Source organism: Marinobacterium sp. MBR-109 (assembly GCF_040547565.1).
Classification (GTDB): Bacteria; Pseudomonadota; Gammaproteobacteria; order Pseudomonadales; family Balneatricaceae; genus Marinobacterium.
In genome coordinates, this window is the sequence record NZ_JBEPPZ010000003.1 from 306,006 (window position 1) to 327,810 (window position 21,805).

Annotated in this window: 18 protein-coding genes and 3 tRNA genes; 18 read left to right on the forward strand and 3 right to left on the reverse strand. The window is 57.1% G+C overall.

What is annotated here, in order from left to right; all coding sequences use genetic code 11:
* Positions 1–157 precede the first annotated feature (157 nt).
* Positions 158–1,222: a uroporphyrinogen decarboxylase gene (gene hemE / locus ABIE60_RS06335; protein ID WP_354468596.1), complete on the forward strand. Its 1,065-nt coding sequence runs from the start codon at positions 158–160 to the stop codon at positions 1,220–1,222.
* Positions 1,223–1,318: 96 nt separating this feature from the next.
* Entirely contained in the window at positions 1,319–1,981 is a 663-nt protein-coding gene (gene can / locus ABIE60_RS06340) for a carbonate dehydratase (protein ID WP_354468597.1), read from the forward strand.
* Here the strand turns inward: can and ABIE60_RS06345 are convergent.
* Entirely contained in the window at positions 1,974–3,002 is a 1,029-nt protein-coding gene (locus ABIE60_RS06345; protein ID WP_354468598.1) for a YeiH family protein, read from the reverse strand. The genes can and ABIE60_RS06345 overlap by 8 nt on opposite strands.
* A 102-nt stretch (positions 3,003–3,104) precedes the next feature.
* Here ABIE60_RS06345 and ABIE60_RS06350 point away from each other — a divergent pair, with 102 nt between their 5' ends.
* On the forward strand, positions 3,105–3,953 hold the full coding sequence (locus ABIE60_RS06350; protein WP_354468599.1) for a LysR substrate-binding domain-containing protein: 849 nt from the start codon (positions 3,105–3,107) through the stop codon (positions 3,951–3,953).
* Positions 3,954–3,999: 46 nt separating this feature from the next.
* On the opposite strand, the gene ABIE60_RS06355 is transcribed toward ABIE60_RS06350, so the two are convergent.
* Positions 4,000–4,075 (reverse strand) — tRNA-Phe (locus tag ABIE60_RS06355).
* Between the two features lie 333 nt (positions 4,076–4,408).
* Between ABIE60_RS06355 and carA the strand changes: the two genes are divergently transcribed.
* From carA to greA, 3 genes are read left to right on the forward strand one after another with little or no spacing between them, the layout of a single operon-like run.
* On the forward strand, positions 4,409–5,548 hold the full coding sequence (gene carA, locus ABIE60_RS06360) for a glutamine-hydrolyzing carbamoyl-phosphate synthase small subunit (RefSeq protein WP_354468600.1): 1,140 nt from the start codon (positions 4,409–4,411) through the stop codon (positions 5,546–5,548).
* Between the two features lie 50 nt (positions 5,549–5,598).
* The gene (gene carB, locus ABIE60_RS06365; RefSeq protein WP_354468601.1) at positions 5,599–8,823 is read left to right on the forward strand and encodes a carbamoyl-phosphate synthase large subunit; all 3,225 of its coding nucleotides are present in this window, start codon (positions 5,599–5,601) and stop codon (positions 8,821–8,823) included.
* Positions 8,820–9,296 (forward strand): transcription elongation factor GreA, encoded by a 477-nt coding sequence (gene greA, locus ABIE60_RS06370; protein WP_354468602.1) that lies wholly within the window; start codon positions 8,820–8,822, stop codon positions 9,294–9,296. Before carB ends, greA begins: the two co-directional genes overlap by 4 nt.
* A 53-nt stretch (positions 9,297–9,349) precedes the next feature.
* Here greA and ABIE60_RS06375 read toward each other — a convergent pair whose 3' ends face one another.
* Complete coding sequence (locus ABIE60_RS06375; RefSeq protein ID WP_091827663.1) at positions 9,350–9,652, reverse strand: YhbY family RNA-binding protein; 303 nt, start codon at positions 9,650–9,652, stop codon at positions 9,350–9,352.
* A 316-nt stretch (positions 9,653–9,968) separates the two neighbouring features.
* Here ABIE60_RS06375 and ftsH point away from each other — a divergent pair, with 316 nt between their 5' ends.
* The 12 genes from ftsH (at position 9,969) to truB (ending at position 21,699) form a co-directional block, all read left to right on the forward strand.
* Positions 9,969–11,981 carry an ATP-dependent zinc metalloprotease FtsH gene (gene ftsH, locus ABIE60_RS06380; protein ID WP_354468647.1) on the forward strand — a complete coding sequence of 671 codons (2,013 nt, stop codon included), beginning with the start codon at positions 9,969–9,971 and terminating at the stop codon, positions 11,979–11,981.
* A gap of 76 nt (positions 11,982–12,057) precedes the next feature.
* Entirely contained in the window at positions 12,058–12,918 is an 861-nt protein-coding gene (folP, locus tag ABIE60_RS06385) for a dihydropteroate synthase (protein WP_354468603.1), read from the forward strand.
* Positions 12,919–12,921: 3 nt separating this feature from the next.
* Positions 12,922–14,274, forward strand: coding sequence for a phosphoglucosamine mutase (gene glmM / locus ABIE60_RS06390; protein WP_354468604.1), 1,353 nt, complete (start codon positions 12,922–12,924; stop codon positions 14,272–14,274).
* Positions 14,275–14,316: 42 nt separating this feature from the next.
* Entirely contained in the window at positions 14,317–15,084 is a 768-nt protein-coding gene (gene tpiA, locus ABIE60_RS06395; RefSeq protein ID WP_354468605.1) for a triose-phosphate isomerase, read from the forward strand.
* Between the two features lie 13 nt (positions 15,085–15,097).
* Entirely contained in the window at positions 15,098–15,463 is a 366-nt protein-coding gene (gene secG / locus ABIE60_RS06400; protein WP_354468606.1) for a preprotein translocase subunit SecG, read from the forward strand.
* 15 nt (positions 15,464–15,478) lie between these two features.
* A tRNA-Leu gene (locus ABIE60_RS06405) sits at positions 15,479–15,564 on the forward strand.
* Positions 15,565–15,610: 46 nt separating this feature from the next.
* Positions 15,611–15,687, forward strand: a tRNA-Met gene (locus ABIE60_RS06410).
* A gap of 133 nt (positions 15,688–15,820) precedes the next feature.
* Complete coding sequence (rimP, locus tag ABIE60_RS06415) at positions 15,821–16,276, forward strand: ribosome maturation factor RimP (RefSeq protein ID WP_091827658.1); 456 nt, start codon at positions 15,821–15,823, stop codon at positions 16,274–16,276.
* 31 nt (positions 16,277–16,307) lie between these two features.
* On the forward strand, positions 16,308–17,798 hold the full coding sequence (gene nusA / locus ABIE60_RS06420) for a transcription termination factor NusA (RefSeq protein WP_354468607.1): 1,491 nt from the start codon (positions 16,308–16,310) through the stop codon (positions 17,796–17,798).
* 27 nt (positions 17,799–17,825) lie between these two features.
* Entirely contained in the window at positions 17,826–20,330 is a 2,505-nt protein-coding gene (gene infB / locus ABIE60_RS06425) for a translation initiation factor IF-2 (protein ID WP_354468608.1), read from the forward strand.
* Between the two features lie 10 nt (positions 20,331–20,340).
* Positions 20,341–20,745 (forward strand): 30S ribosome-binding factor RbfA, encoded by a 405-nt coding sequence (rbfA, locus tag ABIE60_RS06430; RefSeq protein WP_091827655.1) that lies wholly within the window; start codon positions 20,341–20,343, stop codon positions 20,743–20,745.
* A gap of 3 nt (positions 20,746–20,748) precedes the next feature.
* On the forward strand, positions 20,749–21,699 hold the full coding sequence (gene truB / locus ABIE60_RS06435) for a tRNA pseudouridine(55) synthase TruB (RefSeq protein ID WP_354468609.1): 951 nt from the start codon (positions 20,749–20,751) through the stop codon (positions 21,697–21,699).
* Positions 21,700–21,805: the final 106 nt, after the last annotated feature.

Consider the following 21,805-nt stretch of genomic DNA (forward strand, 5'->3'; position numbering starts at 1 on the left):
AGTGCCGTCATTGCCGCGGTCAATGGAGTATGGGTTAACCATAGACCAGTTATTGTACGGTGCAATTGGATGGATGTGATCAGGCCCATGCGCATTTGTGCCTTTTAGCGGTTACAATAGGCGCCTTGAATCAACTGCGAACAGGATTGAGAGCGCGATGGCTGAACTGAAAAATGATCGCTTCCTGCGGGCGCTGCTGCGTGAGCCGGTCGATGTGACACCGGTCTGGATGATGCGACAGGCAGGGCGATACCTGCCGGAATACCGCGCCACTCGGGCGCAGGCGGGAGACTTTCTGAGTCTGTGCAAAAACCGTGAACTGGCCTGTGAAGTGACGCTGCAGCCGTTGGAACGCTACGATCTGGATGCGGCCATCCTGTTTTCCGATATCCTTACTATCCCCGATGCCATGGGTCTGGGACTCTACTTTGAGCAGGGTGAAGGCCCGCGCTTCAAAAAAATCGTCCGTACCGAGAAGGATGTGGCCGAGCTGCCAGTTCCGGATGCGGCCAATGATCTGGACTATGTCATGGCGGCGGTGAAAGAGATTCGCGGCGCCCTGTCCGGTCGGGTACCGCTGATTGGTTTTTCCGGCAGCCCCTGGACGCTGGCGACTTACATGGTCGAAGGTGGCTCCAGCAAGGACTTCCGCCATATCAAGCAGATGATGTATGCCACCCCGGAGGTGATGCATGCACTGTTGGACAAGCTGGCGCAGTCGGTAACCACTTATCTGAACGAGCAGATCCGCAGTGGCGCTCAGGCGGTACAGATCTTCGATACCTGGGGTGGCGTGCTCAGCGGTCCCATGTATCAGGCATTTTCGCTCAAATACATGAAGCAGATCGTTGATGGCCTGATTCGCGAACACGAAGGCCGCCGCGTACCGGTAATTCTGTTCACCAAGAACGGCGGTCAGTGGCTGGAAGTGATGGCCGAAGCCGGTGCCGATGCGCTGGGTCTGGACTGGACCACCAATATCGATGATGCCCGTCGTCGTGTTGGTGACCGTATTGCGCTGCAGGGCAACATGGACCCGAGCGTGCTGTACGCGCCGGCCGATCGAATTCGTGCCGAGGTGGCGGATATTCTGCAGCGCTTTGGTCCGGGCAATGGTCATGTGTTCAACCTGGGTCACGGCATTCATCAGTTTGTTGATCCGGAAAGCGCCAAGGTGTTTGTAGACGCGGTGCACGAGTTGAGTGCCCAGTATCACCGTTAAACAGTACCCCCGTTAACCCACCTCCTTGTTGTATGAGCCTGACAGGCAGCGGTGTGATCCATCGTTGCCTGTGTTGTATCTGCGGACTGAAAAAACATGAAGAAACTGTCGACGCTTTTCACCAATAACCGCAACTGGTCTGACCGTATCCGCGAGCAGGACCCTCAGTTCTTCCCTACACTGGCAGGCCAGCAGGCTCCCGAGTATCTCTGGATTGGCTGCTCCGACAGTCGTGTGCCCGCGAACGAGATTGTTGACCTGTTGCCCGGCGAGCTGTTTGTTCACCGTAATGTCTCCAATATTGTGGTGCATACCGACATGAACTGTCTGTCGGTGCTGCAGTATGCGGTGGAGGTGTTGAAGGTGAAGCATGTGATGGTGGTAGGGCATTATGGTTGTGGGGGGGTACGTGCCGCGCTGGAGAAGCGCTCCCATGGTCTGATCGACAACTGGCTGCGCAATATTCGTGATGTTTATTTCAAGCATCGCGCGCTGGTCGGCCCCTGGAGGGATACACCTGCCCAAGTGGACATGATGTGCGAGCTGAATGCAGTGGAGCAGGCCTATAATGTCTGCAACACCACCATCGTGCAGGATGCTTGGCACCGCGGGCAGGAGCTGAGTGTACATGGCTGGGTTTACAGCCTGAAAAATGGCCGTCTGACCGATCTGGAGTTCTGTGCCGGTCAGGCCACTGAAGTGGATGCCGAGCTGGAGCAGGCGATCGGACGTATAGAATCGACACGGGCCTTCAGCTGATCAACAGTGTCAGCAGGGTACCCCCTGTCAGCAGCAACACAAACAGCAAGGCGCCCAGCGCCAGTGGGCGCCAGCCTGCTGCGCGAACCGCGCTGATCCGGGTCGCAAATCCCAGGGCGGCCATCGCCATCCCCAGCAGCAGCTGGTCCAGATGGTGGAGCCACGTCAGCACGGCGGCTGGTATCAGCTCAAGACTGTTCACCAGCGGCAGCAACATGAACGCCAGCGCAAACCAGGGGATGGTCAGCCTCGGTGTTTCGCTGTTCTCTGTCCTGTGCTGAAACAAACGACTCAGAACCAGCAGAACCGGTACCAGCAGCATCACGCGCATCAGCTTGGTGACCACGGCCGTGTGAGCGCCTTCCGTCGGTAATGTGGCGGCTATGGCGGTTACCTGAGCCACCTCATGTGTAGTGGCGCCGACAAGGCGGCCAAAGTCCCGTGCTGAACCATCAAACAGCGTCATTACCCAGGTTTGTGTAAACAGCCAGGGGTACAGCAGCATGGCCGCTGATCCGAACAGTACAACCGTTGCAATGGCGACCGGTACGGCCTGGTTGCGCGCGCGCAGGGTTGGCGCCGTTGCCAGAACGGCAGCGGCACCGCAAATGGCGCTGCCGGCACCGATCAACAGGGCTGTCGGTACGTCGAGTCGAAACCAGCGCACCCCGGCCCAGACTGCCGCGAGCAGGATGGTCGTGACCACAATGGCATCAATCAGCAGAGCGCCCCAGCCGGCAGTGCTGAGGTCATCCAGGCTGATGCGCAGTCCATAGAGGATAATGCCGGCTCGCAGCAGGTAGTGACGGGTAAACTGCAGTCCACGTTCGGCCTGCTGGGTGAAAGCCGAACGACTGCAGTGGCCTGCTGCCATACCCAGTAACATGGCCAGTGTCAGCGGGCCCAGCAGGGGGAATATTGGCAGCGGCATTTGAACCAGCGACAGGGCGGTCAGTGTCAGACAGAAGGTCAGTGCCAGACCGGTAAACAGGTAATGTCGACTTAGCAGAGTAACGAACATGGCAGCGAGACCTCTTGGCTGGGCTGGCTACCTTATAGGGCTGCAATATATTAGTAAAAAGGGTAATTTATATAATATCTATCATAAAAATAGGTATTAAAAATGATCTCTCTGCGTCAGCTGGAAATTTTCCTGGCCATTGCTGCCAAGGGTTCGACAACGCGAGCAGCGGTGCAGGTGGCGTTGTCACAGTCAGCCATCAGTAATGCGCTGGCCGAACTGGAGCAGCGCCTGGGGGTGCAGTTGTTTGATCGTGTTGGCAAGCGATTGGTGCTGAATGAAGCGGGCCGGCGACTGCAGCCAAGGGCGCAGTTGCTGATGGCGCAGGCAGTTGAGCTGGATGAGCTGTTTATCAGTACCCAGGGGCGTTTGGCAGTGGGCGCCAGTACCACTATCGGTAACTACCTGCTGCCGCAGTTGCTGGGGCATGCAAGTGCCACTCAGCCCTGCTGTCGGGTTGAAATTGCCAATACTGAAGTGATTGCGGGTCTGGTGGCGCGCTGTGAACTGGATATTGGTCTGGTGGAGGGGCATGCACAGCACCCGGATCTGACGCTGACTCACTGGCGTGACGATGAGATGGTAGTGGTCGCGTCAGCGGATCATTGTCAGAGTGGAAGCGTGTCAGATCTGGGTCAGATGCCCTGGATCATGCGAGAAAAGGGCTCGGGTACACGCAGTGTGGTGGAGCGGGAGTTTCCCGAACTCACGGCAGGCAGTGTCCGGCTGGAGATGGGCAGTTCCGAGGCGATTCATCACGCTGTGTTGGCCGGGCTGGGTATCAGTTGCCTGTCGCTGCAGGTAGTGGGGCGCTCGCTTCAGAATGGAGAGCTGGTGCGCTTGGTGCCGCAGCGGAGTATCCGTCGGCCGCTGTACATTCTGCGCCATCGGCAGCGGCCGGATACGGCCACCACTGCTGCATTCATGCAGCTGATCGGTCAGAAGGAATAGACATGAACGAAAAAGGCCTGCATTCTCATGCAGGCCTTCGGAATCTTGGTGCCCAGAGACGGAATCGAACCGCCGACACGGGGATTTTCAATCCCCTGCTCTACCGACTGAGCTATCTGGGCTGGAAGAGGCGCCTATTCAACCAGCCTGTAGTGGAAGCGTCAAGTATCCTGCTGATTTTTATTCACAAAAAGTGTCTGCTGCCAGGTGAGCCTGAACAGGGATTTGGCCCTGATGGTTGTGGTTCCGGCCCGCAGTGCAAGCCCCATAAGGGGCTTTTCGCGTGGACTCCCGGGGTCTGATCGTCTAGAATACCGGCGTTTAACCTGCTACGAATGCAGGCAGAACACAGCCAGACATATGAAAGCGAGGTAAACATCGTGTTTTGCCTCGCTTTTTTGCACGTATTCTATCCAACTGTCCAGATTATGCAGCGCATGCGCGGGGAGGTTCAATTGACGCGACCAGCCATTCTAGCCCTTGAAGACGGCAGCATTTTCAGGGGAATAGCAATTGGCGCCGATGGTGAGTCCAGTGGTGAGGTGGTGTTCAACACCTCCATGACCGGATATCAGGAGATCCTGACCGATCCTTCCTACTGCCGCCAGATTGTGACCCTGACCTACCCTCACATCGGTAATACCGGTGCCAACGCGGAAGATGTCGAGTCCGATCGCACCTGGGCCGCAGGCCTGGTGATCCGTGATCTGCCGTTGGCGGCGAGCAACTTCCGTTCGGAACAGTCGCTGGATCAGTACCTCAAGGCCAATAACATTGTCGGCATTGCCGATATCGACACCCGTCGCCTGACGCGCATCCTGCGTGAGAAAGGTGCTCAGAACGGCTGCATCATGGCCGGTGATAGCCTGAGTGAAGAGAAGGCGCTTGCTGCTGCGCGCGAATTCCCGGGACTCAAGGGGATGGATCTGGCCAAGGAAGTCAGCGCCAGCGAACGCTACGACTGGCGCTCGAACACCTGGAAGCTGGGTGTGGGCCACGAAGACCGCGCGGACAGCGAACTGCCGTTCCATGTGGTGGCCTATGACTTTGGTGTAAAACACAACATTCTTCGGATGCTGGTCGAGCGTGGCTGTCGCCTGACCGTGGTTCCGGCACAGACTCCCGCTGCAGAGGTGCTGGCGCTGAATCCGGATGGTGTGTTCCTGTCCAACGGTCCCGGCGACCCCGAGCCCTGTGACTATGCCATCACTGCAATCCGCGAAATTCTGACCAGCGGTGTACCGGTGTTTGGTATCTGTCTGGGGCATCAGCTGCTGGCGCTGGCATCTGGTGCGCGCACCGAAAAGATGAAGTTTGGTCACCACGGTGCCAACCATCCGGTGCAGGACCTGGACAGCTCCCGCGTGATGATTACCAGCCAGAACCATGGCTTTGCCGTAGATGAGGCCTCGCTGCCGGCCAGCCTGCGCGCAACCCATAAATCCCTGTTTGATGGCTCACTGCAGGGGATCGAGCGCACGGACGTGCCTGCGTTCAGCTTCCAGGGGCACCCGGAAGCCAGTCCCGGCCCGCACGATGTCGCGCCCCTGTTCGATCGTTTTATCGAACAGATGCAAGCGCGCCAGCAGGCCTGAATTCGCCCTGACAAGTCAGTGACAGCAACAGAGACGACCGGTTAAGACAGATGCCAAAACGTACGGACATAAACAGTATTCTCATCCTTGGTGCGGGCCCGATCGTGATCGGACAGGCCTGCGAATTTGACTATTCCGGAGCCCAGGCGTGCAAGGCGCTGCGTGAAGAGGGCTACCGTGTCATCCTGGTGAACTCCAACCCGGCGACCATCATGACCGATCCGGCCATGGCGGATGCGACCTATATCGAGCCGATCAACTGGAAAACTGTCGCCAAAATCATCGAAAAAGAGCGTCCGGATGCGCTGCTGCCGACCATGGGCGGTCAGACCGCACTGAACTGTGCGCTGGATCTGGACCGCGAAGGCGTGCTGGCCGAATTCGGCGTCGAGATGATCGGTGCAACCCAGGATGCCATCGACAAGGCGGAAGACCGTGAGCGCTTTGACAAGGCGATGAAGAACATCGGCCTTGAGTGCCCGCGCTCAGCCATCGCGCACAGCATGGAAGAGGCACTGCAGGTGCTGGACTCCATCGGCTTCCCGGCCATCATTCGTCCCTCTTTCACCATGGGCGGTTCCGGTGGCGGTATCGCCTACAACCGTGAAGAGTACATCGAGATCTGTGAGCGCGGTCTGGATCTGTCGCCGACCAAAGAGCTGCTGATCGACGAGTCCCTGATCGGCTGGAAAGAGTACGAGATGGAAGTTGTTCGCGACAAGAACGACAACTGCATCATAGTCTGCTCGATCGAGAACTTTGACGCCATGGGTGTGCATACAGGTGACTCCATCACCGTTGCGCCCGCTCAGACCCTCACTGACAAGGAGTACCAGATCATGCGTAACGCATCGATCGCGGTACTGCGTGAGATCGGTGTGGAAACCGGTGGCTCCAATGTTCAGTTCGGTGTGGATCCGGAAACCGGCCGCGTGGTGGTCATCGAGATGAACCCCCGTGTGTCGCGCTCTTCCGCGCTGGCGTCCAAGGCAACCGGCTTCCCGATCGCCAAGATCGCGGCCAAACTGGCGGTAGGCTATACCCTGGATGAGCTGCAGAACGACATTACCGGTGGACGTACTCCGGCATCGTTCGAGCCGTCCATCGACTATGTTGTCACCAAGATTCCGCGCTTCACCTTTGAAAAGTTCCCGCAGGCCAACAGCCGTCTGACCACTCAGATGAAGTCCGTGGGCGAGGTGATGGCGATCGGTCGTACTCAGCAGGAGTCGTTGCAGAAAGCACTGCGCGGCCTTGAAGTGGGCGCGAACGGGTTTGATCCGATCGTGGATCTGAATGCTGAAGATGCCCGTGATGATATCGTGCGCGAGCTGACCCAGCCGGGTGCCGAGCGCATCTGGTACATCGGTGACGCTTTCCGCCTCGGCATGAGCGTGGATGAAATCTACAAGCTGAGCGGCGTGGACCCCTGGTTCCTGGTGCAGATCGAAGACATCATCAAGGATGAGCAGCGTGTGTCCGAAACAGCGCTGAGTGATCTCGACAAGGATCAGATCTTCAGTCTCAAGCGCAAGGGCTTCTCCGATGCGCGCCTGGCGCAACTGCTGGGTGTGAGCGAAAAGTCGTTCCGCAAGCAGCGTCATAGCCTGGGTGTGCGTCCGGTGTTCAAGCGCGTGGATACCTGCGCGGCCGAATTTGCGACCGATACCGCCTACATGTACTCCACCTACGAGGAGGAGTGCGAGGCCAATCCGTCTGACCGTGAAAAGATCATGGTGATTGGCGGTGGTCCGAACCGCATCGGTCAGGGTATCGAGTTTGACTACTGCTGTGTGCATGCTGCACTGGCGGCCCGTGAGGACGGGTACGAGACCATCATGGTCAACTGTAACCCGGAAACCGTGTCCACTGACTATGACACCTCCGATCGCCTGTTCTTTGAGCCGATCACGCTGGAAGATGTGCTCGAAATCGTGCACGTCGAAAAGCCCAAGGGTGTGATTGTACAGTACGGTGGTCAGACGCCGCTGAAGCTGGCGGTGGCGCTGGAGCAGGCGGGTGTGCCGATTATCGGTACCAGCCCTGAAGCGATCGACCGTGCCGAGGATCGTGAACAGTTCCAGCAGATGCTGAAACGCCTGGGCCTGAAGCAGCCTGAAAACGCCACTGTACGCAGTCTGGAAGAGGCAATTGTGGAAGCCGGCAAGATTGGCTATCCGCTCGTTGTTCGTCCCTCCTATGTACTGGGTGGCCGGGCGATGGAGATCGTATACAAGGAAGATGAGCTGCGCCGTTACATGAACTCTGCAGTACAGGTCTCTAACGATGCACCGGTGCTGCTGGACCACTTCCTCAATGCAGCGGTCGAGGTCGATATCGATGCGGTCAGCGACGGCAAGACCGTGGTGATTGGCGCGATCATGCAGCACATTGAGCAGGCGGGTGTTCACTCCGGTGACTCGGCCTGTTCTCTGCCGCCGTACAGTCTGGCGGCCGATGTGCAGGACGATATGCGCGAAATGGTGCGCAAAATGGCACTGGAACTGGGTGTTGTTGGCCTTATGAACGTGCAGCTGGCCTATCAGGATGGCGAAATTTATGTCATCGAAGTGAACCCGCGCGCCTCGCGTACCGTACCTTTTGTATCCAAGTGCATCGGCGTGTCCCTGGCCAAGGTTGCGGCGCTGGTGATGACCGGCAGAACCCTGCAGGAGCTCGGTTTTACCGAAGAGATCGTACCGAAGTTCTTCAACGTTAAGGAAGCGGTATTCCCGTTCAACAAGTTCCCGGGTGTTGATCCGATTCTTGGCCCGGAGATGAAATCCACCGGCGAAGTGATGGGTACGGGTGCCACCTTCGGCGAGGCATTCATGAAGGCGCAGATCGGCGCCGGTGAAAAAATGCCTTCGGCCAGTGGCAAGGCGTTCATTTCCGTACGTGACGTGGACAAGACTGCCGTTGTTCCGGTGGCGAAGGACCTGTCTGCGCTGGGCTTCTCGCTGGTGGCAACGGCAGGTACCGCTGCACTGCTTGAAGAGGCCGGGCTGAGTGTGGCACGGGTGAACAAGGTTGCGGAAGGTCGTCCCAATATCGTGGATATGATCAAGAACGGCGAAATCGTGTATGTGATCAATACCACCGAGGGCCGCAAGGCGATTGCCGATTCCGCTGAAATTCGCCGTTCGGCGCTGCAGCACAAGGTTCCCTATACCACAACACTGGCAGGGGCCGCAGCGACTGCGGAAGCGCTCAAGTATGGTGAGGAAAAAACCGTGCGTCGTCTGCAGGACGTGCATGCAGGAGTGGCAGAATGAAACGGGTTCCGATGACCGTTGCCGGTGAAAAGAAACTGCGTGAAGAGCTGGCCGACCTCAAGTCGGTCCAGCGTCCCGCAGTGATAGCGGCTATCGCTGAGGCGCGTGAGCATGGTGACTTGAAAGAAAACGCCGAGTATCACGCCGCCCGTGAGCAGCAGGGCTTCATTGAAGGCCGCATCCGTGAGCTTGAGTACAAATTGTCTCAGGCTCAGGTGATTGATGTTACGGCCATTCCGCATACAGGTAAGGTGATTTTCGGCACCACCGTGGAGCTGATTAACATCGAAACCGAAGAGGAAGTGCGTTACCAGATTGTAGGTGACGACGAGGCCAGCATCAGGGATGGCAAGATTTCGGTCAACTCACCCATCGCGCGAGCGCTGGTGGGCAAAATGGAGGGGGATATTGCAGCTGTGCAGACGCCTTCCAGCATGATCGAGTATGAAATTGCAGCGGTAGAGCATATCTAGTCAGCTGAAATAAAAAAAACCGCCGGGTGTCGGCGGTTTTTTTTGGCTGCGGTTCAGCGCAGCAAATTGGACAGTTTGGGGTTGGGGTCGCGTGAAGGTCGATACAGCAGGGCAATGTTGCCGATCTGCTGTACCAGCTCAGCTTCCACGATATCGCACAGCTCGCGCACCAGTTGGCGCTTGATGTCGCGATCTCCAACGGAGAACTTCACCTTGATCAGTTCGTGGTCTTCAAGGGCGCGATCCACTTCAAGCTGAATGTTTTCGGACAGCCCCTTGCCTGCCACCATAACGATCGGGTTCAGGTTATGACCCAGGGTGCGGAAGTGCTTCTTTTGCTCAGGCGTCAAGCTCATACTAGAATATGGTGCCTCTTGATTCGGGGATGGATCCCGTTTGATCAGATAAAGAGGTATTTTACCTGAGTCATGCCGGCCTGAGTAGCGCTTCGGTCTCGTCTGCCGGTGATGCTGCAGAGAGAGTCGAAAAGGAACATTTTTCGATTTGGCGAATCGAAGGGGTGGGTAAGCGGATTTCATGTTGCTGCCTGCTCGGAACAGGGTTTGCATGCGTACAACGATAAACAGGTTGCAGGGCGATGCCGATTGGTTGAAAGTGACAATCAGTGTGGCCGACAGAATCGAGTGAACAGAGGGTGATCCATTGAACGATATGGCAAAAAATCTGGTGTTGTGGCTGGTGATAGCAGCAGTCCTGCTCACCGTCTTCAACAATTTCAGTGCCGAGAGTGATGCCGGAAAGCTGAGTTATTCAGACTTTGTTGCTGAAGTTCAGGCCGACCGTGTATCCAAGGTCACCATCGATGGCTATACCATCATTGGGCAGCGCAGTAATGGTGAGCGCTTCGAGACCGTGCGTCCGGCGGTACAGGATCCCAAGCTTATCGATGACTTGCTGCAGCATAATGTGGTAATCGAAGGCAAGCAGCCGGAGCGTCAGAGCATCTGGACCCAGCTGTTGGTCGCCTCTTTCCCGATTCTGGTGATTATTGCCGTGTTCATGTTTTTCATGCGCCAGATGCAGGGCGGCGGTGGCGGCAAGGGTGGTCCCATGTCGTTCGGCAAGTCAAAGGCCCGCATGATGAGCGAAGATCAGGTCAAGACCACCTTTGATGATGTCGCCGGTGTTGAAGAAGCCAAGGAAGAAGTGAAAGAACTGGTGGATTACCTGCGTGACCCCGGCAAATTCCAGCGCTTGGGTGGGCATATCCCGCGCGGTGTTCTGATGGCGGGCTCTCCGGGTACCGGTAAGACTCTGCTGGCCAAGGCGATAGCCGGTGAGGCGCGAGTACCCTTCTTCAGTATTTCCGGTTCTGACTTCGTGGAAATGTTTGTGGGTGTGGGTGCCTCCCGTGTGCGTGACATGTTCGAACAGGCCAAAAAGCATGCCCCCTGCATCATCTTTATTGATGAAATTGATGCCGTAGGTCGCCACCGTGGTGTCGGCATGGGCGGTGGCAACGATGAGCGCGAGCAGACATTGAACCAGCTGTTGGTCGAGATGGACGGCTTTGAGGGGACTGAAGGGGTTATCGTGATTGCAGCGACCAACCGTCCCGATGTGCTTGACCCTGCGCTGTTGCGCCCAGGTCGCTTCGACCGTCAGGTGCATGTGGGTCTGCCTGATATTCGTGGTCGTGAACAGATTCTGAAAGTGCATATGCGCAAGGTGCCGCTGGGTGATGACGTGAAGCCTGAGCTGATCGCGCGTGGTACACCGGGCTTCTCGGGTGCCGATCTGGCTAACCTGGTGAATGAGGCAGCGCTGTTTGCCGCTCGTAACAACCGCCGTACGGTTGGCATGGAGCAGTTTGAGCAGGCCAAGGACAAGATCATGATGGGCGCTGAGCGCAAGTCCATGGTGATGTCATACAAGGAACGTCTGAACACGGCCTACCACGAGTCCGGGCACGCGATTATTGGTCGTCTGATGCCGGAACATGACCCGGTGTACAAGGTGTCGATCATCCCGCGTGGGCGTGCATTGGGTGTCACCATGTTTCTGCCGGAAGAGGACCGTTACAGCCACAGCCGTCAGTGGATTATCTCCCAGATCTGTTCATTGTACGGTGGCCGTCTGGCAGAAGAGATGACACTGGGCAAGGAGGGTGTGACAACAGGTGCCTCCAACGATATTCAGAAAGCGACCTCGCTGGCGCGCAATATGGTAACGCGCTGGGGGCTGAGCGAAGATCTTGGGCCACTGTTGTACGGCGATGAAGACGATGACCCGTTTGGTCGTGGCATGGGGCAGGGCGCAAAGCCGATGTCGGAAGATACTCAGCGTCGTATTGATGCTGAAGTGAAAAAGATAATCGACGAGTGCTATGCCCGTGCGAAAAAAACACTGGACGACAATCGCGATATTCTGGATGCCATGGCTCAGGCGCTGATGAAATATGAAACCATCGGTGCAGTGCAGCTTGACCAGCTGATGTCGCGCCAGGAAGTGACACCTCCGGATGGCTGGGTTGAAGCTCAGGAGCGAGCCGATCAGGCCGAGCGTGACATGGAAGAGCGCAAGAGTCGTGAGCAGTCGCAACCTGAAGGGGTCGGTGACGAGGTGGAGTCTGATACCGAGGCCGGTGATAGCGGTAACGATGATGACGACCAGACTCCACGTCAGGATGATCAGGAAGGGCCGCGTCGCGAGGAAGATCGCTGAGGTCGAGGCTCTGGTATTATATAAAGGCTGGCGTGCGCGCTGGCCTTTTTTGTTTCAGTTGCAGGATTTTACAGCTATGGCGGTTTTGAAGTGTGCCGGTCGCACGCTGGATCTGGCGCGGGCGCAGGTAATGGGGATTCTCAATGTCACGCCGGATTCATTTTCGGATGGTGGCAGCGTCTACGAGGCACAGCAGCTCTCGGTTGAGCGTGCGTTACAGAAGGCTACGCAGATGGTGGATCAGGGGGCAACCTTGATCGATATCGGGGGGGAATCGACCCGCCCCGGTGCCGAGCCGGTACCGGTTCAGGAAGAGCTGGAACGAGTCGTGCCGGTGGTGGAGAGGCTGTCGCAGGAGCTGGATGTGGTGCTTTCCGTCGATACCAGTGCTCCTGAAGTCATGCAGGCTGCCGCGAATGCCGGTGCGCATCTGCTGAATGATGTGCGCTCCTTCTCGCGACCGGGAGCCTTTGAAGTGGCTGCTGCATCTGACCTGGCGCTTTGTGTCATGCATATGCAGGGCAGCAGCCCGGCTACCATGCAGCTGAAGCCCCATTACCGTGATGTGACGGAGGAGGTGGAGCATTTTTTGCAGTTTCAGCTCCAGCGTTGTCGAGAGGCGGGCATCGCGGATGATCGGATAGTGCTGGACCCCGGATTTGGTTTTGGCAAAACACTTGAGCATAATCTTGAGCTGTTGAACCGGATGCAGCGGCTGCAGGCGCTCGGTGCTCCGCTGCTGGTGGGGACCTCGCGCAAGTCGATGGTAGGGCTGGCGCTTGGCAGGCCGGTGGATCAGCGTCTCTATGGCAGTCTGGCCACAGTCGCGCTGGCGGTCGGCAAAGGGGCAAAAATTATCCGCGTTCATGATGTGGCGCCTACGGTAGATGTGGTGCGGATGACCGAAGCGGTACTTAACGAAACGGCAGGAGTGTGACCGGTGAGCAGGAAGTATTTTGGAACCGATGGTATTCGTGGTGAGGTAGGTCAGTTCCCGATCACGCCAGACTTTGTTCTCAAACTGGGTTGGGCGGCAGGCTGTGTTTTCGCCCGTGAAGGACGCAGCAAAATCCTGATCGGGAAGGATACGCGAATTTCCGGTTACATGTTCGAGTCGGCTCTGGAAGCGGGGCTGTCAGCCGCGGGTGTGGATGTGCTGTTGACCGGGCCGATGCCAACGCCGGCGATTGCCTATCTTACCCGGACGTTCAGGGCGAACGCGGGCATCGTGATCAGTGCTTCGCACAATGTCTATTCCGACAACGGCATCAAGTTCTTTTCCGGCGATGGTACCAAGCTTCCGGACAGTATCGAGCGTGCCATTGAGGCGCAGATGGATCTGTCCATGACAACGGTGCCCTCAGTCGACTTGGGCAAGGTTCGCCGTGTTGATGATGCCGCCGGGCGCTACATCGAGTTCTGCAAGGGTACCGTCAGTGGCAACCTGAATCTCAAGGGATTGAGGATTGTGCTGGATTGTGCCAACGGTGCAACCTATCACGTTGCGCCGAAGGTGCTGGCGGAACTCGGTGCCGAGGTGATCGAAATTGCGTCCTCACCAGACGGGGTGAACATCAATGAAGCCTGTGGTGCCACCGACACAACCCGACTGCAAAAAGTGGTCATGGCCGAAGAGGCTGATCTGGGGGTTGCACTGGATGGCGATGGTGACCGCCTGATGCTGGTTGATCATCGCGGGGAGTTGGTTGATGGTGATGAGATCCTGTTCATTATTGCCCGAAGCCTGCTGCAACAGAAAGCCCTCGGCGGAGGTGTGGTTGGCACGCTGATGTCGAACTTCGGTCTGGAGCAGGCGCTTGGGCAACTGGATGTGCCTTTTGTCAGAGCAAAGGTCGGTGACCGCTACGTGATTGAGCAGATGCAACAGCGTGGCTGGTTGCTCGGTGGCGAGAGCTCGGGCCATATCGTGTGCGGCAATCTGACCACTACCGGCGATGGCCTGGTTGCGGCGCTTCAGGTCCTGAAAGCGATACAGGAGCATGGCCAGTCGCTGCATGAATTAAAGGCTGGCATGCACAAAATGCCGCAAGTCATGATCAATGTTGCCATGCCGGGTCGGCCCGATCTGAGCCAGATCGCGCCGGTACAGGATGCTGTGGCAGCCACTGAGTCCGAGTTGGGCTGTCGTGGGCGTGTACTGCTGCGCCCATCGGGTACCGAGCCGGTGGTGAGGGTTATGGTTGAAGGTGAGGACGGGGCTGAAGTGGATCGTCTATGTCGGAAGTTGGCTGCGAGGGTGGAAAAAGAACTGGCTGCTCTTGCCAGCCAGTGAGTGCTCGGATAACATATGCGCCTCTTTCGTAAGGGGATATCAATGCGAAACGCGCTGGTAATCGGAAACTGGAAGATGAACGGTGAGACTGCGGCCAACCATGCACTGGTTGCCTCACTTGTCGAGTCGCTTGAAGTCAGTCCGGTCGGTGGTGTTGAGGTTGGTATCTGTCCGCCTGCAGTGTATCTGCACTCGGTTGGCCTTCAGCTGGAAGGTTCAGCGGTCTCGCTTGGTGCTCAAAATCTGAGCGAGCATGATGCCGGTGCCTATACGGGAGAGGTCTCTGCTGCGATGTTGCGTGATGTTGGCTGCAATATGGTGATTGTGGGCCACTCGGAACGTCGCTCGCTGTATCATGAAAATGATCAGCAGGTGTCGGCAAAGACACTGGCTGCCTTGCGAGCGGGCCTGAAACCGGTCCTTTGTGTGGGTGAAACTCTGGCGCAGCGTGAGTCTGGTGAGGCACTTGATGTGGTTGCCCGTCAGTTGTGTGCCGCAGTATCCGGAATTGAAGCGGACGAGTTTGAGCGTCTTGTGGTGGCGTATGAGCCGGTATGGGCCATCGGTACCGGCAAAACGGCTTCGCCCGAGCAGGCTCAGGAAGTGCACGCCCATATTCGGGCGGTATTGGCCAGGGTGGCGGGTGCTGCCGGTCAAAATGTTCAAGTGCTTTACGGTGGTAGTGTTAATGCTGCCAATGCCGCAGAGCTGTTCGCCAAGCCTGATATCGATGGCGGCCTCATAGGGGGCGCTTCATTGAAGGCCAATGATTTTATCGCGATCTGCCGTGCCGCGGCAGTCGCCGGCTGATACGGTATAGATGATGGAAAGTCTGGTTCTGATCGTTCATGTACTGCTGGCTGCTGCAATTATTGCGCTGGTGCTGCTGCAGCAGGGTAAGGGTGCAGAAGCGGGTGCTGCCTTCGGTGGTGGTGCATCCCAGACCGTGTTTGGCAGTCAGGGGTCAAAAAGTTTTCTTGGGCGATTGACTGCAGTGCTTGCTGCAGGTATCTTCGCCACCAGTTTTGCACTGGCCGTTTACGCCAAGCAGCGTGCGGAAAGTGTTAATGACGCGGGTATCCCTTCTGCAGAGCTGATTGAATCGGCAGCAGACCCCCAGCGTGATCTGCCTGAGCTGGATGCGGCGGCGGGCAAGGCAGCGGAATCTGATATTCCGGTTGCCGAGTAAGATCAAACGGTTAAAGCCGAAGTGGTGAAATTGGTAGACACGCCATCTTGAGGGGGTGGTGAGCTATGCTCGTGCCGGTTCGAGTCCGGCCTTCGGCACCATTTGTAAGACAGGCAGGTGTTGTGTATAATGTGCACCTGTTTCTGATGCGGGGTGGAGCAGTCTGGTAGCTCGTCGGGCTCATAACCCGAAGGTCGTTGGTTCAAATCCAGCCCCCGCTACCACTTTCTTTACGTTTAAGCCCCTTTTCAGGGGCTTTTTCGTAGGTGAACAAAAGGGCACCAGGTGCCGCGTCAGAAATGGGTCCTCAGAGACCCATTTTTTGTTTCAGGTACATGCAGAACGAGGTCGTCCTCTGTGTCAGCCAGATTGAAAACGTTGCAGGAATTGATTGAGCCGGTCGTGACCGCTCTGGGGCTTGAGCTCTGGGGGCTGGATTTTCACTCCGCCGGTCGTAACAGTACGTTGCGGATCTATATTGACGGTCCGAACGGGGTAAGTGTGGATGACTGCGCCCGCGTCAGTCATCAGGTAAGCGGTATCCTGGATGTGGAAGATCCCATCCCCGAACAGTACATGCTGGAGGTGTCTTCACCCGGCATGGATCGTCCCCTGTATACGCTGGAACAGTTTCAGGCGTATGCCGGTCATCAGGTGCAACTGCGGTTGCGGGTGCCCTTTGAGGGACGCAGAAAATTCAAGGGCCTGCTGAACGGCGTCGAAGGTGACGAAGTTCTGCTGGTTGTCGATGACGAAGAGTATCTGTTGCCGATCGACTATATCGATCGTGCCAATGTGATTCCCCAGTTTTAACACCGGTTTAAAGGTTTGGCGAGGCAGTCGTATGAATAAAGAGATTCTACTGGTTGCAGAAGCTGTTTCTAATGAAAAGGATGTGCCCAAGGCCGTCATTTTTGAAGCGATAGAAGTGGCTCTGGCCACGGCTACAAAGAAACGCTATGACGAAGACGCGGATATCCGCGTTGTAATTGATCGTGCAACTGGCGGTTACGAAACCTGGCGCCGCTGGCTGGTGGTCAGCAATGATGAAGTGCCTGCACTGGGTACTGAGCTGACCCTGGAAGAAGCGCTGGAGATCGACCCTAACCTCAAGCCCGGTGATATCTGGGAGGAGCAGGTTGAGTCTGTTGCCTTTGGTCGTATCGCGGCACAGACCGCGAAGCAGGTTATCGTGCAGAAAGTGCGTGAAGCCGAGCGTGCCAAAGTGGTTGAACAGTACCAGGATCGCAAGGGTGAACTGGTCGCCGGTACGGTCAAGAAAGTAACCCGCGACAATATCATTGTGGACCTGGGTAACAATGCTGAAGCGCTGTTGCCGCGTGAAAACCTGATCCCGCGTGAAAGTTTCCGCATGGGAGATCGTGTCCGTGCGGTGCTGCAGGAAGTCCGCAGCGAAGGCCGTGGTCCGCAGTTGGTACTCAGCCGTACTTCCAACGCCATGCTGATCGAGCTGTTCAGCATAGAGGTGCCGGAAGTTGCGGAAGAGGTGATCGAAATCCGTGCGGCAGCCCGTGATCCGGGTGCCCGTGCCAAGATTGCGGTCAAGACCAATGACGGTCGCATTGACCCGGTCGGTGCCTGTGTCGGCATGCGCGGCTCTCGTGTTCAGGCTGTATCCAATGAACTGGGTGGCGAGCGTGTTGATATCATCCTGTGGGATGATAATCCGGCCCAACTGGTCATCAATGCAATGGCCCCCGCTGAAGTGGCGTCCATCGTGATGGACGAAGAAAGTCACTCCATGGATGTGGCCGTGGCTGAAGAGGCACTGGCCATGGCGATCGGTCGCAGTGGGCAAAACGTGCGTCTGGCGAGTGAACTCACCGGCTGGACATTGAACGTCATGTCCGAAGATGAAGCGGCCGAGAAGCAGCAGACCGAAGTGGGTGCCGTGGTGGATATGTTCATCAAACACCTGGATATTGATGAAGAGCTGGCTGAAATACTGGTGGCTGAAGGCTTTACCTCCATTGAAGAGGTAGCCTATGTCCCGGAAGAAGAGATGCTCGAAATCGAAGAATTTGACGAAGAGCTGGTTGAAGCCCTTCGTAGCCGTGCCAAGGATGCCCTGATCAATCTGGCGATCGCCAGTGAGGAGCAGCTTGGTGATGCGGAACCGGCAGAAGACCTGCTGAACATGGATGGCATGGAACGTACGCTGGCATTCCAGCTGGCATCCCGGGGCATCGTCACCATGGAAGATCTCGCCGAACAAGCGGTTGAAGATCTGCTGGAAGTGGAAGGTCTGACTGAAGAAAAGGCAGCCGAGCTGATCATGACAGCCCGTGCGCCCTGGTTTGCGCAAGAGCAGTAAACGCCAGCGGAAGAGGAGAACACATATATGGCAGAAGTAACCGTCAAGCAACTTGCCGATGTGGTTGGTGTATCCGCTGAGCGTCTGTTGACGCAAATGCAGGAAGCCGGCATCGGTGCAAAGAAAATTGAATCGAGTGTGACCGAAGAGGAGCGTCTGAAGCTTCTGAGTCATCTTAAGCGCAGTCACGGCGAGAATGTGGATGCAGCTGAACCCAGCAAAATCACGCTCAAGCGCAAGACCAAGTCTGAGCTGAAAGTCTCTGGTGCTTCAGGCAAGCGCAAGACAGTCAGTGTTGAGGTGCGCAAGAAGCGTACCTACGTTAAGCGTTCGCTGTTGGAAGAGGACAATGCTCCGGCAACGGTAGTTGAAGAAGTGGCGGCTGTGGCAGAGCCTGTTGTTGAAGCGGTACCCGCCGTTGAAGCTCAGGCTGAAGCCGTTACAGAAGCGAACAAGGTTGATGCTGAAGCGCCGCGTGCTGAAGAAAAGTCAGCGCCGTCAGCTGAAGTGGCAACCAAGGCCAAACCGGCTGCCGCGGCTGCACCTGAACCCGAAGTGCTGGCCGAGCCGGTCACTGAAAACCCGCGTCGCAAGGACAAGGAAAAATCCCGTCGCAGTGATGATGACGACCGCCCGCGTCGTGGCAAGGGCGGCAAAACTGCACGTCAGGATGATACCCGCGGTCGTCGTGGCAAGGGTGGCAAGCGTGCAGGTGCTGCCCGTGGCCGCAGCTCTGGTCCGAACCAGCATGGCTTCGAAAAGCCGACTGCACCGGTGGTGCATGAAGTAAATATCCCTGAGAGCATCACCGTGGCCGAGCTGGCCAAGAAGATGTCGATCAAGGCGGCTGAAGTCATCAAGGTGATGTTCAAGATGGGCGCCATGGCGACCATCAACCAAGTGCTGGATCAGGACACCGCCGTACTGGTGGTGGAAGAGATGGGCCACAAAGCCATTCCGATGCAGGAAAATGCCATTGAAGACGCGCTGATCGAAAGCGTTCAGGCGGCTCAGGGCGAGCAGGTTGGCCGTGCACCGGTGGTAACTGTCATGGGTCATGTTGACCACGGCAAAACCTCGCTGCTTGACTACATCCGTCGCACCAAGGTGGCGACTGGTGAAGCGGGTGGCATTACCCAGCACATCGGTGCCTACCACGTTGAAACTGACAATGGCATGGTGACTTTCCTGGATACCCCGGGGCATGCGGCCTTTACCGCCATGCGTGCACGCGGTGCTCAGCTGACCGACATTGTGGTACTGGTTGTTGCCGCTGACGACGGCGTGATGCCGCAGACCGAAGAGGCGATCCAGCATGCGAAAGCGGCCGGTGTACCTCTGGTAGTGGCCGTGAACAAGATCGACAAGGAAGATGCCGATCTGGACCGCGTCAAGAACGAGCTGGCTCAGCGTGACGTACTGCCTGAGGAATGGGGTGGAGATGTTCAGTTCGCGCATGTTTCGGCCAAGAGTGGCGAAGGCATCGATTCGCTGCTGGATGCGATCCTGCTGCAGGCCGAACTGCTTGAACTGACTGCCGTGAAAGATGCACCGGGTCAGGGTGTGGTGGTCGAGTCCCGTGTCGACAAGGGCCGTGGTTCCGTATCCACTCTGCTGGTACAGAACGGCACCCTGCGCAAGGGCGATATCGTGCTGGCCGGTCTGCATTACGGTCGTGTACGTGCGATGCTGGACGAAAATGGCACGCCGATCGACGAAGCAGGTCCGTCCATTCCAGTGGAAATTCTGGGTCTGGATGGTACCCCGGGTGCAGGTGACGAGTTCACCGTTGTGTCCAGCGAGAAGAAAGCCCGTGAAGTGGCGCTTTTCCGTCAGGGCAAATACCGCGAGGTTAAGCTGGCGCGTCAGCAGAAGGCAAAGCTGGAGAACCTGTTCGAGAACATGCAGGCTGGCGAAGTCAAGTCACTGAACATCGTCCTCAAGGCGGATGTACGCGGTTCTCTGGAAGCGATCATCCAGTCACTGGAAGATCTGTCCACAGACGAAGTGAAGGTCAACATCGTCTCCAGTGGTGTGGGCGGTATCGCCGAAACCGATGCCAACCTGGCACTGGCCTCCTCGGCCATCCTGATCGGCTTCAACGTACGTGCCGACAACCAGGCCAAGGCCGTGGTTGAACGGGAAGAGCTTGAGCTGCGCTACTACAGCGTTATTTACGACATCATTGATGACGTAAAACAGGCGATGACCGGTCTGCTGTCACCGGAATACCGTGAAGAGATCGTCGGTATTGCTCAGGTGCGTGATGTGTTCCGTTCACCGAAGCTGGGCGCCATCGCCGGTTGTATGGTGACCGAGGGTACGGTTTACCGTAACAAGCGTATCCGTGTACTGCGCGACAACGTGGTGATCTACGAGGGCGAGCTGGAATCTCTGCGTCGCTTCAAGGATGCCGTGGCAGAAGTGCGTCAGGGTATGGAATGTGGTATCGGGGTGAAGAACTACAACGACGTGAAGGTCGGTGACCAGATCGAAGTGTTCGACACCATTGAAGTACAGCGTACGCTGTAAGCGGAGCATCATGGCACGCGATTTCAAACGTACCGACCGGGTAGGGGACCAGATCCAGCGTGATCTGGCCACCCTGATCCAGCGTGAAATAAAGGATCCGCGGCTGGGTATGGTGACCATCAGCCACGTCAAGGTGAGCAAGGATCTCGGCTATGCCGATATCTACTTCACCGTGCTGGCGATTGGTGATCAGACTGAAGCCGAGGTGATCAAGAGTTCCCGTACGGTGCTCAATAACGCCGCTGGATTCCTGCGCACGGAATTGTCTCGCGGAATCAAGTTGCGGGTCATGCCGCAGCTTCGATTCCATTTTGACGAAACCGTTGAGCGGGGGCGCCACCTGCATGGCCTGATTGAAAAGGCCTGGCAGCAGGAGAGCAGCCGCCCGGATAATGAAGACGATAACGGGAACTGAAGCATGGCCCGTAAACCAAAAGGTCGCCCAATCAGCGGCCTTTTTCTGTTGGACAAGCCTCAGGGGCTGTCCTCCAATTCTGCCCTGCAAAGGGTCAAGCGAATCTATGGCGCCGCCAAGGCCGGTCACACAGGAGCGCTGGACCCGCTGGCGACTGGCCTGCTGCCGATCTGTCTGGGTGAGGCAACCAAGTTTTCCCAATACCTGCTGGATTCGGACAAGCGTTACCTGACCACGGCAAAACTGGGGCAACGTACCGATACCTGTGATGCCGAGGGGGAGATCACCGAAGAAAAGCCGGTTCCCGCCAACCTCAGCCGAGAGCGGATTGAAGCACTGCTGGTCGAGCATTTCAGTGGCGAGATCGAGCAGGTACCGCCGGTGTATTCGGCACTCAAACTCAACGGCCAGCCGTTGTACAAGCTGGCACGTCAGGGTGTCGAGGTTGAAGTGAAACCCCGCCGTGTGCGGATTCACGAGATCAAGTTGCTGGCGTTGCGCGGGGATGAGGTGGATTTGGAGGTGTTCTGCTCCAAAGGTACCTATATCCGCAGTATCGTTGAGGACCTTGGCGTGCTGCTGGGCTGTGGTGCGCATGTCAGTGTGTTGCGCAGGCTGCAGACCGGGCCTTTCCATGCCGACCAGATGATGACGCTGGAGCAGCTGCAAAACCTGGCGCAACCTCAGGCTGAGGAGGCGCAAAACAGCATACAACAACGGCTGGATGCGCTATTATTACCGGCCTGGGCGCCGGTGGCCGATTTGCCACGGGTTCAGCTGGAAGCGGCTGAAGCCGAGCGGCTGCAGATGGGGCAAAGGCTGCGTGTTGACGACCGATTGCCGGAGGCAGATGAGTTTCTGGTATTCAACCGTGCAACCGACGAATTTCTCGGTATCGCAGAGCGCGATGCCAGGGGGGCGCTGAAGGGCAAACGCCTGGTCAGCACCGCCTGAACCGATTTGGCTGAAGCCAAACTGACGCTGTACTGAAAATATGCTCGGTGCAGCGCGTCTATCAATCCGCAGTGCAGGTCACTGTGTGCATATTAACGAGGAGATA

What these genes read in the sequence shown, in the direction of transcription:
- truB (WP_354468609.1), top strand. Translation starts at nt 20,749, where the DNA reads ATGGCCCGTAAACCAAAAGGTCGCCCAATCAGCGGCCTTTTTCTGTTG.
- ABIE60_RS06345 (WP_354468598.1), bottom strand. Translation starts at nt 3,002, where the DNA reads ATGTTCGTTACTCTGCTAAGTCGACATTACCTGTTTACCGGTCTGGCA.
- ftsH (WP_354468647.1), top strand. Translation starts at nt 9,969, where the DNA reads ATGGCAAAAAATCTGGTGTTGTGGCTGGTGATAGCAGCAGTCCTGCTC.
- rbfA (WP_091827655.1), top strand. Translation starts at nt 20,341, where the DNA reads ATGGCACGCGATTTCAAACGTACCGACCGGGTAGGGGACCAGATCCAG.
- ABIE60_RS06375 (WP_091827663.1), bottom strand. Translation starts at nt 9,652, where the DNA reads ATGAGCTTGACGCCTGAGCAAAAGAAGCACTTCCGCACCCTGGGTCAT.
- secG (WP_354468606.1), top strand. Translation starts at nt 15,098, where the DNA reads ATGGAAAGTCTGGTTCTGATCGTTCATGTACTGCTGGCTGCTGCAATT.
- nusA (WP_354468607.1), top strand. Translation starts at nt 16,308, where the DNA reads ATGAATAAAGAGATTCTACTGGTTGCAGAAGCTGTTTCTAATGAAAAG.
- tpiA (WP_354468605.1), top strand. Translation starts at nt 14,317, where the DNA reads ATGCGAAACGCGCTGGTAATCGGAAACTGGAAGATGAACGGTGAGACT.
- carB (WP_354468601.1), top strand. Translation starts at nt 5,599, where the DNA reads ATGCCAAAACGTACGGACATAAACAGTATTCTCATCCTTGGTGCGGGC.
- ABIE60_RS06350 (WP_354468599.1), top strand. Translation starts at nt 3,105, where the DNA reads ATGATCTCTCTGCGTCAGCTGGAAATTTTCCTGGCCATTGCTGCCAAG.
- can (WP_354468597.1), top strand. Translation starts at nt 1,319, where the DNA reads ATGAAGAAACTGTCGACGCTTTTCACCAATAACCGCAACTGGTCTGAC.
- folP (WP_354468603.1), top strand. Translation starts at nt 12,058, where the DNA reads ATGGCGGTTTTGAAGTGTGCCGGTCGCACGCTGGATCTGGCGCGGGCG.
- hemE (WP_354468596.1), top strand. Translation starts at nt 158, where the DNA reads ATGGCTGAACTGAAAAATGATCGCTTCCTGCGGGCGCTGCTGCGTGAG.
- greA (WP_354468602.1), top strand. Translation starts at nt 8,820, where the DNA reads ATGAAACGGGTTCCGATGACCGTTGCCGGTGAAAAGAAACTGCGTGAA.
- infB (WP_354468608.1), top strand. Translation starts at nt 17,826, where the DNA reads ATGGCAGAAGTAACCGTCAAGCAACTTGCCGATGTGGTTGGTGTATCC.